General features: G+C 67.3%; 14 protein-coding genes. 10 read left to right on the top strand and 4 right to left on the bottom strand.

Features of this window, described 5'->3' with window-relative positions; all coding sequences use genetic code 11:
- Nucleotides 1-362: 362 nt before the first annotated feature.
- Entirely contained in the window at nucleotides 363-995 is a 633-nt protein-coding gene (locus QXZ94_RS13870; protein WP_315720874.1) for an RraA family protein, read from the bottom strand.
- Nucleotides 996-1112: 117 nt separating this feature from the next.
- Between QXZ94_RS13870 and QXZ94_RS13865 the strand changes: the two genes are divergently transcribed.
- Nucleotides 1113-2012 (top strand): LysR family transcriptional regulator, encoded by a 900-nt coding sequence (locus QXZ94_RS13865; RefSeq protein WP_315720873.1) that lies wholly within the window; start codon nucleotides 1113-1115, stop codon nucleotides 2010-2012.
- Between the two features lie 128 nt (nucleotides 2013-2140).
- A complete protein-coding gene (locus QXZ94_RS13860) occupies nucleotides 2141-3049 on the top strand; it encodes an amino acid ABC transporter substrate-binding protein (RefSeq protein WP_315720872.1) in 909 nt (302 codons plus the stop codon).
- A gap of 45 nt (nucleotides 3050-3094) precedes the next feature.
- Here QXZ94_RS13860 and QXZ94_RS13855 read toward each other — a convergent pair whose 3' ends face one another.
- From QXZ94_RS13855 to QXZ94_RS13845, 3 genes are read right to left on the bottom strand one after another with little or no spacing between them, the layout of a single operon-like run.
- Nucleotides 3095-4120, bottom strand: coding sequence for a class II aldolase/adducin family protein (locus tag QXZ94_RS13855; protein WP_315720871.1), 1026 nt, complete (start codon nucleotides 4118-4120; stop codon nucleotides 3095-3097).
- A gap of 12 nt (nucleotides 4121-4132) precedes the next feature.
- Entirely contained in the window at nucleotides 4133-5002 is an 870-nt protein-coding gene (locus QXZ94_RS13850) for a TIGR01459 family HAD-type hydrolase (RefSeq protein WP_315720870.1), read from the bottom strand.
- On the bottom strand, nucleotides 4999-6273 hold the full coding sequence (locus QXZ94_RS13845; RefSeq protein ID WP_315720869.1) for an FGGY-family carbohydrate kinase: 1275 nt from the start codon (nucleotides 6271-6273) through the stop codon (nucleotides 4999-5001). Before QXZ94_RS13845 ends, QXZ94_RS13850 begins: the two co-directional genes overlap by 4 nt.
- A gap of 180 nt (nucleotides 6274-6453) precedes the next feature.
- Here QXZ94_RS13845 and QXZ94_RS13840 point away from each other — a divergent pair, with 180 nt between their 5' ends.
- The 8 genes from QXZ94_RS13840 (at nucleotide 6454) to QXZ94_RS13805 (ending at nucleotide 15671) form a co-directional block, all read left to right on the top strand.
- Nucleotides 6454-7443, top strand: a complete 990-nt coding sequence (locus tag QXZ94_RS13840) for a sugar-binding transcriptional regulator (protein WP_315726254.1) — start codon at nucleotides 6454-6456, stop codon at nucleotides 7441-7443.
- Nucleotides 7444-7479: 36 nt separating this feature from the next.
- A complete protein-coding gene (locus QXZ94_RS13835; RefSeq protein ID WP_315720868.1) occupies nucleotides 7480-8919 on the top strand; it encodes an extracellular solute-binding protein in 1440 nt (479 codons plus the stop codon).
- Nucleotides 8920-9023: 104 nt separating this feature from the next.
- Complete coding sequence (locus QXZ94_RS13830; protein ID WP_315726252.1) at nucleotides 9024-9950, top strand: sugar ABC transporter permease; 927 nt, start codon at nucleotides 9024-9026, stop codon at nucleotides 9948-9950.
- Between the two features lie 12 nt (nucleotides 9951-9962).
- A complete protein-coding gene (locus QXZ94_RS13825; protein ID WP_315720867.1) occupies nucleotides 9963-10820 on the top strand; it encodes a carbohydrate ABC transporter permease in 858 nt (285 codons plus the stop codon).
- Nucleotides 10821-10826: 6 nt separating this feature from the next.
- On the top strand, nucleotides 10827-11930 hold the full coding sequence (locus QXZ94_RS13820) for an ABC transporter ATP-binding protein (protein ID WP_315720866.1): 1104 nt from the start codon (nucleotides 10827-10829) through the stop codon (nucleotides 11928-11930).
- A gap of 15 nt (nucleotides 11931-11945) precedes the next feature.
- Nucleotides 11946-13055, top strand: a complete 1110-nt coding sequence (locus QXZ94_RS13815) for an ABC transporter ATP-binding protein (protein ID WP_315726250.1) — start codon at nucleotides 11946-11948, stop codon at nucleotides 13053-13055.
- Nucleotides 13056-13057: 2 nt separating this feature from the next.
- Entirely contained in the window at nucleotides 13058-14638 is a 1581-nt protein-coding gene (locus QXZ94_RS13810; RefSeq protein WP_315720865.1) for an FGGY-family carbohydrate kinase, read from the top strand.
- Entirely contained in the window at nucleotides 14631-15671 is a 1041-nt protein-coding gene (locus QXZ94_RS13805; protein WP_315720864.1) for a 2-hydroxyacid dehydrogenase, read from the top strand. Before QXZ94_RS13810 ends, QXZ94_RS13805 begins: the two co-directional genes overlap by 8 nt.
- The last annotated feature ends 2 nt before the right edge of the window (nucleotides 15672-15673 follow it).

Genomic DNA, 15673 nt, shown 5'->3' with positions numbered 1-15673 from the left:
GATTTCGCCGGCGCATCGGGCCCGTTCGTCCGCATGACCCATGGCCACGCTGCGAGCCGACACACCCACCGCATCCCACCCCGCGCGTCGTGACGATCGCGATGCGCCCCTCTTGGCGAGGCGGGACGAGGGCACCCAAACACGTTTTCGCAGAAAACGAAATCGATTTATTTTTCGTGGGACGACTGGACAGAGGTCATCTGACTGAGACGACGGACGAAATCAGTTTTCCGGCGCACGGCTTTGGCTTGCCCGGCGGGGACAGGTGAGAGTCTGCGCGAGGGCATGAGTCGCCCGTCGGGCAGGTGTGCGGTCGATGGTCTTGCAGCGACGCCGTCGTGGCGCAGCGCCGCCGCCCGCGGCTATTTTCCGTAGGCTCCCGTATAGCGGCCGGCACGGATGCTCGCCAGGATGTCCGCCTCGCGCTGCTCCTGCGCCCGCGCCATCTCCAACAGCAGCGAAGCGCGTTCCGGCGCGAAGGCAACGACGCCGTCGGCATCGCCCACCACGACGTCGCCGGGCGCCACCACCATGCCGCCGATCGAGACCGGCGCGTTGATGGTGCCCGGTCCGTTCTTGTAGGGGCCGCGATGGTTGGCGGCGCGCGCGAACACCGGAAACGGCGACGACATCAGCACGGCTGAATCGCGGATGGCGCCGTCGAGCACGATTCCGGCCGCGCCGCGTTGCTCGGCGATCGCGGCGATGATCTCGCCGACGAGCGCGCGCGTCTCGTCGCCGCCGCCATTGATCACGAGCACCTCGCCGGGCTTGATCAGATCGAGCGCGCGATGGATGAACAGATTGTCGCCCGGCGCGGTGTCGACCGTGAACGCGATCCCGGCCATGGGCGGTCCCTTGTAGAACGGCTTGAGGCCGATCGCGCCGGGCAAACGCTCGAGATTGTCGCTGATCACGGCGGTCGGGATCTGCCTGAAGGCGGCAATCAGGCCGGGATCGACTGTCGCAACCGGCGGCGGTTCGGTGTCACTCATTGTCGTTCTCCTCGATGCGTGCCGTCGGATGGCTGCGCAGGCACCGGTGTAGGACTCGCGCCAAATTCAGAAAACAGATAAATGACGATGTCATATCATCGCTTTTGAGAATGTCTCATGATCACGCTGAAGCAGCTCGAGGCGCTGCATTGGATCGCGGAGCTCGGCACGTTCGAGCGCGCCGCGGCGAAGCTCAACACGACGCAATCGGCGATCTCCAAGCGCGTCCAGGAGCTGGAAGCGTCCGCGCGCGTGCCGCTGTTCGACCGCCGCCAGCGCGGTGCGCGCCTGACCGAGCGGGGCGAGGAGATCCTCGCTCTGGGCCGTCAGATGCTGACGCTGCAGGAGCAGATCCTGGCGCTGAGGGACGGACGGCAGTCCCCAGCCCGCCGGCTGCGCCTCGGCGCCACGGAACTGTCGGCGCTGACATGGTTGCCGCGCCTCGTCTCGGCCATTCGGGAGCAGCATCCTGCCGTGGTGATCGAGCCCGAGGTGGAGACCACCCGCACGCTCTACGATCGCCTGATGGAAGGCAGCATTGACCTGATCGTGGTTCCCGAGGTGTTTTCCGACCCGGATGTGACCTCTGTCAGGCTCGCCGAGGTGCAGAACGTCTGGACCGCACGCCCTGGTCTGGTTCGGTCGCGCCGCCCGCTCGGATTCGAGGAGCTCGGGGAATATACTCTCCTGATGCAGGGCCGCCGCTCCGGGCAGGGGCTCTACATCAATCGGTGGCTGACGGCGAACGGCGTCGCCTTCAAGCGTGCGATTACCGTCGACAATCTCACCGCTCTCGTCGGTCTCGCCGTAGCCGGCCTCGGCATCAGCTATCTTCCGCAACGCTGCTTCCGGCCACTCTTTGCGGAGGGAAAGTTGTCCGTCGTGCCGGTCAGGCCGGCGCTCCCCGCCGTGCCGTATTCGGCGATGTATCGCAATGACAGGCCGTCGGCGCTGACGGCCATCGTGGCCGAACTGGCGCGCAGGACCTGCGACTTCAGCCGCCAGCTCCAGGGCTAGAGGTCCGAGATAGACATCACTTTTTGGAATGGGCGGAGAAGCGTTTTTATCCCTTTTCATCGCGGTCGGCCGAAGCGAGGCTGCGGCCCGCTGCACCATGCAGGGAATGACGACGAGGAGGGGCTTCGATGCGCCGATGGGGATGCGTACTGGCACTGGTTCTGGCGGCACATGCCGCCGGCGCCGAGGAGTTGAGCGGCACGCTGCAGAAGATCAAGGAAACCGGCAAGATCGCGATCGCCTTCCAGGAAGCGGCGGTGCCCTTCAGCTATCTCGACGGCAACCAGAAGCCGGTGGGCTACGCGCTCGACATCTGTGCGCGGATCGCCGACGCCGTGAAGCGGGAGCTCAAGCTGCCCAACCTCGTGGTCGAGACCGTTCCGGTCACCTCGTCCACCCGCATCCCGCTGATGACCAACGGCACCATTGACCTTCTGTGCGCCTCCACCACCAACAACGCGGAGCGCCAGAAGCTCGTCACCTTCACCAACACGCATTTTCTCAGCGCAACGCGCTTCGCCGCCAAGGCGTCGAGCTCGCTGCGGCGGATCGACGATTTGAAGGGCAAAACGGCGGTTGCGATCGCCGGGTCGACCAACATCGCGCAACTGAACAAGGTCAATGTCGAGCGCAAGCTCGGGATCACCATCGTTCCGGCCAAGGACCAGGCCGAGGCGTTCCTGATGCTCGAGACCGACCGAGCCCAGGCCTATGTGCTCGACGACGTCCAGCTCGCGGTCGCGATCGCGCGCTCCAAGGAGCCGGCCGCCTATGTCATCAGCGAAGATGCGTTCTCCAAGGCGGAGCCGTTCGGCATCATGCTGCGCAAGGACGATGCCCCGTTCAAGGCCATCGCCGACCGCGTCACGGCCGAGCTGTATCAGAGCCCGGAGATCGAAAAGCTCTACAGGACCTGGTTCGAATCGCCGGTGCCGCCGACCGGGACCAATTTCAACTATCCGATGTCCGCCGCATTGCGCGCTGCGTTCAAGAAGCCCAGCAGCAGCCCCGATCCGGATGCCTATGCAGCCGAATGAAGCCACGGATCGCGTCGGCTGATCCGAGCAGCTGATGCAGCCGATCTACCCGCGGCTCGCCGTCAGCTGCTGCCGGTAGCGCTCGGCGTCCCAGTTGAGCAGCATCTGCTCGTGCTGTGACGAGAGATAGCTGATCTCGGCCGACAGCGGCAGGCGGCTCGTCACCAGCGCGAGGCAGCTCAGCATGGCCTCCGCGCCGGGACTGGCATCGTTGCGGATGATGGCGCCGAGACCCGGCGCCAAGGCCGCAACGGGCGCGGCGAGGCCGGCTGCGCCCGCGCGCGCAAGCAGCGTGGCGAGACCGTCGGCGCCTTCGATCGTCGGCAGGCCCGGGCCGAGAAACACCACATGGTCCGGATACAGCGAGCCGCCGGTCGCGACCGCGCGGCTGAAGGGATCGGTGGCGATGCCATGACAGCCTGCGTCGGCCGGCAGGCGATAGTCTGTGCCGGCGCAGAGCCGGCGCAAGGCGGCGTCGTCTGGCGCTTGTGTCGCGCGCACCGGCAAGGCCAGCCGGGTCTCGATGTCACGCACCAGCGCCTCGGCATCCTCGCAGGTCTCGGCGCCGACGACCAGGCCGTGATTGCCGAGGATGAGCACGTCGACGCTCTCGCTTGCGACGATCGCGCCGACCGCGCGCGCCAGCGGCAGCCCCGGATGGACATAGTCGACATGACGCCAGGCTAGCCCGTCGAGCCGCGCGGCAAATTCATCGCGCGCATCGCGGCGCGCCGCCCAGGCGATGGTGTTGACGGCATGGACGTGCAGCACGACCCGGTGCGGCATCAGCGCATGCAGCGAGGTCTCGATCGAGGCGCGCAGGGCACCGGGCGCGGCCAGCGGGATGCGCTCGTCGTCGCGGGCGAGCGCCTCGCGCGCCGCCGTCAACAGGACCGGCACGAAGATCTCCTTGTCATTGGCGTCGGACAGCCAGGTGCCGGAGGCCTTCACCCAGAGGACGTCGCCGTCCTTGATCGAGGAATTGCCGCCGGCGCCCTGCACGAGCAGCATGTTGCAGCCGACGCGCGCCGACATCCGGCGCAACGCATCAAGCTCGGCGGGTTGGCGCATCGCTCGTCTCCTTCACCAGCTCAGTTGCTGCATCGTCCAGTTCGGCATGCGGCTCGTCGACGCCGCGAGCTTTCGCGTCGCCGCGGCCAGATCAGGCGCGCCCGCCAGCGCCGTGCGATGCACGCCATCGGCGAGCAGCAGCGTCTGCAGGCCCATGGCGCGCGCGCCGGCGACGTCGTGGTCGAGCGAGTCGCCGATCATCAGCACGCGATGCGGATCGGGATGACCGAGCAGCTGCAGCGCCGCCTCGAAGATCGGCGCGTGTGGCTTGCCGACGAAGGTCACCGCACCGCCGAGCCATTCATAAGCGCGCGCCAGCGTGCCGGGGGCAGGGACGAGGCCGCTCGCACCGAACATCATCAGGTCGGGATTGGCGCAGATCATCGGCACGCGCCGGCCGGCTGCGCGGGTGAACGGGTCGCGCCAGAGGTCGGGTTCGGCAAGATCGTCGTCGAGGCCGCCGAGCAGGATGAAATCGGCATCGCGCGTATCGGATACGATCACGAGGTCGAGCCCCTCGACCAGCGAGCCGTCGCCGCCGCGCGTGATCAGGAAGCAGGCGTCGCCGCAATCGGTGAACGGCGCGCGGTTGCGGTCGCGCAGGCCCGTCCAGGTCACTTCGCCCGAGGTGAGGATGCCGTCATAAGCCGCGCGCGGCAGGCCGAGCCGTGCGAGCCGCTCGGCATTGGGGCTCGCGCGCTTGCCGGAGTTCGACAGCACGAGGATATGCTTGCCGGCCTGGCGCAGCTTGACGACGCAGTCCAGCGCGGCCGGAAACACCATGCGGCCGTCATGCAAGGTGCCCCATTGGTCGAGCAGCACGTGATCGAACCGGTCGGCAATCGCGGAAAGGCCGCTGATCTCACACGCCGCGGCGGTCATTGCGGCGGCCCCTGCAAGGCGAGCAGGGCGGTGCCGTAGCTCGCTTCGGTCTGCGCCGCGACGCTGATGGGCACACCGATGACGCGCTCGCGCATCCGCATCCAAGCGTGGTTCCTGGCGCCGCCGCCGATGCTGATGACCCGCCGCAATGTCGGCGCGCCGAGCGCCTGCAGGCGCCGATAGGCCAGCGCCTCGACATCGGCAATGCCTTCGAGCAGCGCCTGGAAGAAGCGATGATCCTCCGCCGGCCGCGGCGTGATCCGCGGCGCCAGCGTGGGATCGGCGATCGGGAAACGCTCGCCGGGTTTCGGCAGCGGATAATAGCCGAGCCCGATGGGCTCGTCGGGGCACAGCAAGGGTGTCATGCGGTCCATGTCGTCGGCGGAGAAATGCGCGAGCAGCGCGGCGCCGCCGGAGTTCGACGCGCCGCCGGCGAGCCATTTGTCGCCGAGCCGGTGCGAGTAGACGCCCTGATCGGCGGCGAAGATCGGCTGTGTCGCGATCAGCTTGACCACCAGCGTGGTGCCGAGCGAGGTGACGGCGTCGCCCGGCGCGTCGGCGCCGGTGGCGATGAAGGCGGCCACGCCATCGGTGGTGCCGGCGACGAGGCGCGCGGAGGACGCGATGCCCAGCGCGCGCGCCATCGTGGGATCGATCTCGGCGAATGGCGTGCCGGGCACCAGAATGGTCGGCAGCACCTCGCGCGGCACGCCGAGCTGATCGAACCAATCCGGAAAGCGGCGCTGCACGGGATCATAGCCAAGCTTGAGCGCGTTGTTCTCGTCGCTGACGCCATGACGGCCGGCGAGCCGGCCTGCGATCCAATCGGCCTGATGCGCGACGCGGACAGCGCCGCCGGTCGACGCCAGCAGATGCATCAGCTTCGCGAGCGGACTGCTCGTGCCATGCGCGCCGCTCTCCGGCGGTGCGACCGCGGCAATCCGTCTGGCCTCATCGGCCGCGCGCGCATCGTTGTACATCAGTCCAAGGGAGCGGGGACGCCCGTCGCCGTCGATCAGCAGCAGCGTGCCCGACGTGCCGTCGACCGCGATGCGCGCGACGGCGCGCAGATCGACGGCTTCGCCGAGCTTGCCGAGCGCCGCCGTGGTCGCCCGCCACCATAGCTCGGGATCCTGGTCGATGGCTGCGCCATCCTGACGCGGCGATGCCAGCGGCACGGAAGCTGCGCCCTGGATCGCGCCACTGGCATCAATCGCGCAGGCGCGTACGCCGCTCGTTCCGACATCGATGCCGACAAACAACTCCCTCATGCGACCTCTTCTCGTTGTGACCAGGCGAGCATGCCGGCCCGCGCGATCCCGTCAGTCCCTGACGCGCTGCAGCACGTTTGGGGGATTGACGGCCGGATCGGTGTCTGCAATTTTTTGCAAGACGTGAAGAAATTTGCAAGCAGGCAATCGCGCGTGACGACAGCTTCCGACAGGGCGCCCATGGTGGACGGCGAGGCTTCGCTGGCGACGCGCGCGGCGTGGCTGTATTTCGCGGCCGGGCTGACGCAGTCGGAGGTGGCCGACCGCCTCAACATCCAGAGCACCAAGGCGCACCGGCTGATCGCGCGCGCCAGCCGCGAGGGCATGATCCGCGTCTTCGTGGAAGGGCCGGTCGCCGAATGCGTCGCGCTGGAGAATGCACTCGCCGACCGCTACGGCCTCGATTTCTGCCGCGTCGCGCCGGACCTCGGCGAGGGCGATCTGCCGCTGAAGGCGCTGGCGCTGGAGGGCGCGAGCTTCCTGCGCCAGGTGCTGGAGCGTGGCGACGACAAGATCATCGGCGTCGGCCATGGCCGCACGCTCGCGGCCGTCGTCGCGCAATTGCCGCAGACGCCCGCGCGCGGCGTGCAGTTCGTTTCGCTGCTCGGTGGGCTCACGCGCAAATTCGCGGCCAATCCGTTCGACGTCATCCATCGTCTCGCCGAGCGAACCGGCGCCGAGGCCTATCTGCTGCCCGTTCCCGTGTTCGCCAACTCGGTGGCCGACCGCCGCGTCCTGATGCAGCAGTTCGGTATCGCCGACGTGTTCGCGCTGGCGCAGCAGGCCTCGCTGCTGTTCGTCGGCATCGGGCAGATCCACGCCGACGGCTTCCTGGTGTCGAGCGGCATGATCAAGCCGGACGAGGTCGTCGAGCTGAAGCGCGCCGGCGCCTGCGCCGATCTGCTCGGGCATTTCTTCAATGCCGACGGCGAACTGCTCGATCTGGATCTCTCCGCACGCGCGACCTCGATGGCGGCGAGCGAGCTGAAGAAACACCGCATCGTCGCCATCGGCGGCGGCGGGGCGAAGATCACGGCGCTGCGCGCGGTGCTGCGCAGCGGCTTCCTGAACGGCCTCATCATCGATGAGGTGACCGCTCAGGCACTATCTACCGACAAGCCGGAGAAAACATCCGGTCACTCCAAAAACAAAAGTCGGAAGGGCAGGTAACGCGATCAATCTCTATAAAAACAAAGGGAGGGTAACATGCACGATCGTGAGAAGAATCTCTTTGCGTCCTACGCCGGCAAACGCATCAGCCGGCGTGATCTGCTCGACGGCGCCGCCAAGCTCGGCATCGCCGGCGCCGCCGCCAATGCCGCCTTCGCCTCGGCAATGTCGAAGGCGATGGCCGCCGACTTCAACTGGAAGGCGCATAGCGGCAAGACCGTCAAGCTGCTGCTGAACAAGCATCCGTACGTCGATGCGATGATCGGCGACATCGAGGCGTTCAAGAGCCTGACCGGCATGAACGTCACTTACGACATCTTCCCGGAGGACGTCTATTTTGACAAGGTGACGGCGGCGCTGTCGTCGAAGTCGGATCAGTACGACGCCTTCATGACCGGAGCCTACATGACCTGGACCTACGGTCCGGCGGGCTGGATCGAGGACCTCAACACCTACATCAAGGATCCGGCCAAGACCAATCCGGCGTTTGCCTGGGATGACGTGCTGCCGGGCCTGCGCTCCTCGACCGCCTGGGACGGCGTCGCCGGTTCCGAGCTCGGCTCCGGCAAGGCCAAGCAGTGGTGCATCCCGTGGGGCTACGAGCTCAACAACGTCACCTATAACCGCAACATCTTCAGCAAGGTCGGCGTCAAGCCGCCGAGCAATCTCGACGAGATGCTGGAGGTCGCCGCCAAGATCACCAAGGATGCCGGTGGCCCCTATGGCGTCGGCGTGCGCGGCTCGCGCTCCTGGGCGACCATCCATCCGGGCTTCCTGTCGGCCTACGCGAATTTCGGCCAGAAGGATTTCGTGATGGAGGGCGGCAAGCTCAAGGCCGCGATGAACACCAAGGCCTCGAAGGACTTCCACGAGAAGTGGGTCAAGATGATCCAGGGCTCGGGTCCGAAGAACTGGTCGACCTACACCTGGTACCAGGTCGGCACCGATCTCGGCGCCGGCGCCTCCGGCATGATCTTCGACGCCGACATTCTCGGCTACTTCATGAACGGCGGTGAGAACAAGGAGCGCGGCAATCTCGGCTACGCCCCGTTCGCGGCCAACCCGGCCGCCAAGGCGCCGACGCCGAACGTCTGGATCTGGTCGCTGGCGATGTCGAGCTTCTCCAAGCAGAAGGACGCGGCCTGGACGTTCATGCAATGGGCGGCCTCGGTCGAGCACGACCTGTTCGGCGCGCGCAAGATGGACTTCGTCAATCCGGTCCGCACCTCCGTATGGAAGGACAGCGAGTTCCGCGACCGCATCGCCAAGTCCTATCCGGGCTATCTCGAGCAGCACGATCTCTCGGCGCCCGGAGCGAAGATCTACTTCACGGCGCAGCCGCTGTTCTTCGATCTCACCACGGAGTGGGCGGCGTCGCTGCAGAAGATGGTGGCCAAGGAGATCAGCGTCGACGAGGGCCTCGACAAGCTTGCCGAGAGCATCAACCGTCAGCTGAAGCAGGCCGGCCTCGGCTGAGGCTGCGTCGGCACCTCCCTGACCGCCCACCGGTCCGGACGCTCCCCACAAGCGTCCGGACCGGCTCCATACCCGCGACGATGCGATCACACCTTGTCATGAGCATGGCCCAACTTGTCGAGACCGAGGCGGCGCCGCGCCGCACCAAACGCTGGCGCGGGCGGCTGCTGCCGTATCTCCTGAGCTTGCCGGCGCTCTTGGTGTGCATCGCCATCCTGGTGCCGTTCATCACCGCCGCCATCTATTCGCTGCAGCGCTATCGGCTCAATCTGCCGTATCTGCGCGGCTTCATCGGCGTCGACAATTACATCGACTTCCTGTCCGATCCTGCGTTCTGGAACACGCTGCGCATCTCGCTCGTCTACACCGCGGTGACCGTCATCGCCGAGCTGCTGCTCGGCCTGGGCATCGCGCTGCTTCTGCGGCGGCCGACGCGCTTCCACAACGCCGTCTCGATCATGCTGCTGCTGCCGCTGATGACGGCGCCGGCGATCGCCGCCTTGATGTGGAAGCTGATGACCAATCCGAGCTTCGGCATCCTGTCCTATCTCGTGGGGCTGCTCGGCGCCCACGACTTCAAATGGGCGTCCGATCCGTCGACCGCGCTGTTCACGGTCGTGCTGGTCGACGTCTGGGTCTACACGCCCTTCATCATGATCCTGCTGCTGGCCGGCCTGCGCTCGCTGCCGCGGCAGCCGTTCGAGGCGGCGGCGCTCGACGGCGTGCCGGCGAGCTTCGTGTTCTTCCGCATCACCCTGCCGATGCTCGCGCCCTATATCATCACGGCGTCGCTGTTCCGGCTGCTCGACTCGATCCAGCAGTTCGACATCGTCTATGCGATGACACAGGGCGGTCCAGGGGACCGGCTGATGGTGTTCCAGGTCCAGGCCTATCTGGAGTTCTTTCAGTACACCAATGTCGGACGTTCGGCGGCGCTGCTGATGATCCTGTGGCTGATCACCAACATCCTGTCGAACATCTTCATCAAGAACTGGCTGCGGCTACGCGCTCGCGCCCATGGTCACGCCTGAGGGAGGTCGCCGATGGATCACTCCAGTCTCGCCGGACGCATCTTCCGCGGCATTGCGCTGGCGATGGTGCTCGTGTTCTTCATGTTCCCGATCGCCTGGATCCTCCTGATGTCGTTCCAGACCAACGAGCAGATCCTGCGCATTCCGCCGCGCATCCTGTTCGAGCCGACGCTCGCCAATTACGAGGCGCTGATCTCGGGGCAGCTCAAGACTGCCGCCGGCAATCTGCAGATCTCGTTCATGCGCAATCTGATGAACAGCTTCGTGCTGTCGAGCGCGTCCGTCATCCTGGCGCTGCTGCTCGGCGTGCCCGCGGCGTACGCCTTCGCCCGCTTCAAGTTCCGGCTCGGCGAGACCATCGCGTTCACGCTCTTGTCGTTCCGCTTCGCGCCGCCGCTCCTGGTGCTGCTGCCGTTGTCGCTCTACTACCAGCAGCTCGGGCTCAACGACACCTATTTCGGCATCGTCTGGGTCTATCAGCTGATCGCCTTGCCGCTGATCCTGTGGATCGTGCGCGGCTATTTCGAGGACATCAGCCCTGATATCGAGCACGCCTACCGGTTGGCCGGGCATTCCTGGCGCGAGGCGTTCACGCGCATCGCGGTGCCGCTCGCCGGTCCCGGCATCGCGGCGGCAGGGCTGCTGTCGTTCATCTTCTGCTGGAACAATTTCGTCTTCGCGCTGATCCTGGCCTCCGCCGACAAGCAGCCGGTGACGGTCGGCGCGCTGGCCTTCGTCACGGCGTCGGGTATCCAATACGGCCAGATCGCCGCGGCGATCGTGCTGTCGGTGACGCCGACCCTGCTGCTCGCGCTCTACGCGCAGCGCTATCTGGTCGAAGGTCTCTCGCTCGGTGCAGTGAAGGGTTGAGCAGTCATGGCGCGTCTCGAACTCAAATCCGTCGACAAGAGCTTCGGCGCCGTCAGCTGCGCCAAGGGCGTGTCGCTGACGGTCGAGCCCGGCGAGATCGTTGCGGTGTTCGGCCCGTCGGGCAGCGGCAAGACCGTGCTGCTGCGCATGATCGCGGGCATGTTCGAGCCTGATGCGGGGGATATCCTGGTCGGCGGCCGTTCGATCGTCGACGCGCCGCCGGAGCAGCGTGGCATCGGCATGGCGTTCCAGAACTTCGCGCTGTTTCCGCACATGAGCGCGCGCGACAATATCGCGAGCGGCCTGCGCGCGACCGGGGCGAGCGACATCGCGGCCAAGATTGCATCGATGAGCCGGTTGTTGAAGATCGATCATGTGCTCGGCCACAGGCCGCGCGAATTGTCCAACGGCCAGAAGCAGCGCACGGCGCTCGCCCGCGCGCTGATCGGCAATCCCGAGGTGCTGCTGCTCGACGATCCCCTGCGCAACGTCGACGCCAAGCTGCGCTACGAGATGCGGCTGGAGCTGCCGAGCCTGCTGCGCCGAGGCTCTGCCGCGGTGCTCTACGTCACGCAGGACTATCGCGAGGCGATGGCGATCGCCGACCGGATCGCGGTGCTGATCAATGGCCGGCTCGTGCAGGTGGCGCGCCCGGAGGAGATCTATGCCCGGCCGGCATCGGTCGCGGTGGCGCGGCTGTTCGGCGATCCCAGCATCAATCTCTCGGAGGTCGCGCCGGTCGCCGAGCAGGGTCGGCTGACGGCGACCGTGGCCGGAACCCAGATCCGGCTCGATGCCAACGGCCTGCCTTGCGACGCACGAGCGCGCTGCTGGCTCGGGGTGCGGCCTGACGATGTCATGGTGGCGCGCCAAGGCGGCGAGGGCGCGATCCCCGCACGCATCGTGGCGGTCACGCCGATCCACGAGCGGGCAGTGGTGCTGCTGCGCTTCGCCGACGGCTCGGAATGGCTGGCCGCAATGGTGCCCGAGGCATTGCAGGCCGGTGCCGACGATGACGTATTCGTGCGGTTCGCGCCGGAGGCGGCGCTGCTGTTCGATCATGCCAGCGGCGAGCGCATCGGCCAACCGCCGCGCCGGCAGGCCGCGTGAGGGTTTGACATGGGCATGCTCGAGATCCGCAACGTCGACAAGATCTATCACAGCCGCGGCAAGCCGCCGGTCCACGCCGTGCGCGCGCTCGACATGGACATCAGGTCGGGCGAGATCGTCGCGCTGCTCGGCTCGTCCGGATGCGGCAAGACGTCCACGCTTCGCATGATCGCGGGCTTCGAGAGCGTGAGCGCGGGCTCCATCGCGCTGGCGCAGCGGCCGATCCATGATCTGCCGCCGGCCAAGCGCAAGGTGGCGATGGCGTTCGAAGGCTATTCGCTGTATCCGCCGCTCACGGTGCGCGAGAACATCGCGTTCGCGCTGAAGGCGCAGCAGCTGTCGCGCGCCGAGATCGCGCAGCGCGTCGACAGCATCGCCCGTCTGGTCGAGATCGAGGACATTCTCGATCATCATCCCCGCGCGCTCTCGGGCGGCCAGCAGCAGCGGGTCTCGCTGGCGCGCGCGCTGGTGCGCGATGCCGACCTCTATCTGCTCGACGAGCCGATGGGGCAGCTCGAGCCGCAGCTCCGCGCCGTGCTGCGCGGCCGCATCAAGGGCCTTCTGGCCGAGCGCGGCATGACCGCGATCTTCGTCACCCACGACCAGACCGAGGCGAGCGCACTCGCCGACCGCATCGCCGTGATGGAGGATGGCGTGCTGCAGCAGTTCGCCGGGGAGCGCGAGTTGAAGGACCGCCCGGCCAATCTGTTCGTCGCGAGCTTCATCGGCGAGCCGCCGATGAACCTGCTCGACACGGCGGTGACGCAGGAGGACAGCGGCTTCCGGCTGGCGGTGGGCGCCGATCTTGCCTTCGATGTTCCCCGGCAGACGCTGGACGTCGCCGCCCAGCAGGCACTGGTGCAAAGCGACCGGATCAAGGTCGGCATCCGGCCGCAGCGGATCGCGATCGGCAGCGGCGAGGCGCGGCTGCGCGTGGTCTCCAACCAGTGGCTCGGCGATCAGTCGCACATCGCGGGCGAATGCGCCGGGCATCTGCTGGTCGCCGTGACGTCGGGCAAGGTCGCCGCGCGGCCCGGTGACATCGTGCCGTGCGCGCTGGAGTCGCGCCATCTCCACATCTTCGGCGCTGACGGCGTCTGCGTTCGCCACGCGGAGGCACGCTGAACATGGCGTCCTCGGCGACCCGCGACGTGATCATCGGCATCGACGCCGGGACGTCGGTGATCAAGGCAGTCGCATTCGCGCGGGACGGCCGCCAGCTGGGCGACTTCGCGATTCCCAACAGCTACACGACGTCGCCCGGTGGCCGCGTCGAGCAGGACATGAACCGGACCTGGAGCGACACGGTCGCGGCCCTGCGCGGGATTGCGGCCGCGTTGCCGGACATCTCCCGCCGGGTCGCAGCGATCGCGGTGACCGGGCAGGGCGACGGCACCTGGCTGATCGACGCCGACGGCCGTCCCGTCGCGCCCGCTCTGTTGTGGCTCGATTCCCGCGCGGCCGGCTTCGTCGAGTCCTTCCGCGGCAGTGAGCACAACACGGCGCACTATCGGCGCACCGGGTCGGGACTCAATGCCTGCCAGCAGGGGCCGCAGCTGGCCTGGCTTCAGGCGCATGATGCCGAGACGCTGGTGCGCGCCAGCACCGTCTTCCATTGCAAGGACTGGCTCTATTTCAAGCTCACCGGCGCGCGCGCCACCGATCCGTCCGAGGCCGCGTTCTCCTGCGGCGATTTCCGCGGGCGCTGCTTCGACGATGAAGCGGCGCGACTGATCGGCATCGCGGAGTCGACGCGCCTGTTTCCCGACGTCGTCGATGGCGTGGTGACGACGCATGCGCTGACCGCGTCTGCGGCGGCGGAGACGGGCTTGCCCGAGGGCGTGCCGGTGTCGCTCGGCTATGTCGACGTCATCTGCAACGCGCTGGGCGGCGGACTCTACGATCCCTCGCCGGATGTCGGCTGCACCATCATCGGCTCGACCGGGATGCATATGCGGCTTGCGACATCGGCCGATGACGTCAAGCTGAATGCCGAGGCGACCGGCTACACCATGCCGTTCCCCGCGCCGGGTCACTACGCGCAGATGCAGTCGACGATGGCGGCGACCTTGAACATCGACTGGCTGCTCGACGTCGCGCGCGGCGTGCTCGCGATGGAAGGCATCGCGCGGTCGCGCAACGATCTGATCCGGCGCCTGGATGAGCGCGTGCTCGCGGCCAAGGCCGGCGAGCTGCTCTATCATCCGTTCATCTCCGACGCCGGCGAGCGCGGGCCGTTCGTGTCCCACGAGGCTTCGGCGCAGCTGATCGGCCTGCGCACCCGTCATGGCTACTGGGATCTGATGCGCGCCGTGATGGAAGGACTGGCCTTCGCGGCACGCGACTGCTACGCGGCGATGGGATCACTGCCGACGGAGATCCGGTTGACGGGAGGCGCCGCCCGCAGCCGTGCGCTCGGAACGATTCTGGGGGCCGTGCTCGGCAGCACCATCCGGGTCTGCCGGCGCGAGGAAGCCGGCGCCTCGGGCGCCGCGATGATCGCCGCCGTCGCGACGGGGCTCTATCCGGACATGATGGATTGCGCGGAGGAATGGGTGAGACCGTATCTCGATGAGCCGCAGCCGCCGGATGCGGTGCTCGCGGAACGCTATGCGCGGCTGTTTCCGGCCTATGTCGAAGCGCGTCTTGCCGCGCGACCGGTGTGGAGGCAACTCGCCGCTCAGCGTGCAGGAGCCAATCATGTCTAGCTCCATCGCCATCATCGGCGACCGCTTCATGCTGCCCTCGGTGTTCGCCGAGCGCATCACCGCGATCTGCGGCGATGCCATCGACATCCGCATGCTCGAGCAGCCCTGGCCGGACGAGCCGATGGAGCACGGCTATGCCGGCTCCAAGCTCGACGGGCTGAAGGAGTTCATGGGCGATCCGGATGAGCTCGCCGCATTCATCGGCGAAGCGCCGCTGCTGGTGACGCATCTCGCGCCGATCTCGCGCGCGATGCTGCAGCGGCTGCCGAGCCTCAGATTCATCGCGGTCTCGCGCGGCGGCCCGGTCAATGTCGACATGCAGGCGGCGCGCGATCACGGCGTGCTCGTGGTCAACACACCCGGACGCAACGCCAGCGCTGTGGCCGAGTTCACCATCGGCGCGATGCTCGCGGAGACCAGGCTCATTCGCAGCGGCCATGAATCGATGCGTGGCGGCGACTGGCGCGGTGATCTCTACCGCGCCGACCGGACGGGGCGCGAGCTCGGCGAGATGACGGTGGGCATCGTCGGCTATGGCGCGATCGGCACCCGCGTGGTGAAGCTCTTGAAGGCGTTCGGCTGCAGGATCCTGGTGACCGACCCCTACGTCCAGCTCAGCGCGCAGGACCGCAGCGACGGCGTCGAGCATGTCGCGCTTTCCGAGCTGCTGGCGCGGGCCGACGTCATCAGCCTGCACGCCCGGGTGACCGCGGAGACCACCGGCTTCATCGATCGCGAGGCGCTGGCGAAGATCAAGCCGGGCGCGATCCTGATCAATACGGCGCGCGGCCCGCTGGTCGACTACGACGCGCTCTATGACGCGCTCAGCTCGCAGCGGCTTGCCGGCGCGATGCTCGACACCTTCGCGATCGAACCCGCGCCGCCGGACTGGCCGCTGCTGCAGCTCCCCAACGTCACGCTGACGCCGCATATCGCCGGCGCCTCGGTGCGCACCGTCACCTTTGCCGCCGATCAGGCGGCCGAAGAGGTTCGCCGCTATCTCGCCGGCGAGCCGCCGCTCAATCCCTGCTGACG

The sequence above is a fragment of the Bradyrhizobium sp. SZCCHNS2022 genome (assembly GCF_032377575.1).
In the GTDB taxonomy this organism is placed as follows: domain Bacteria; phylum Pseudomonadota; class Alphaproteobacteria; order Rhizobiales; family Xanthobacteraceae; genus Bradyrhizobium; species Bradyrhizobium aeschynomenes.
This window is presented reverse-complemented; position numbering and strand designations above follow the sequence as displayed.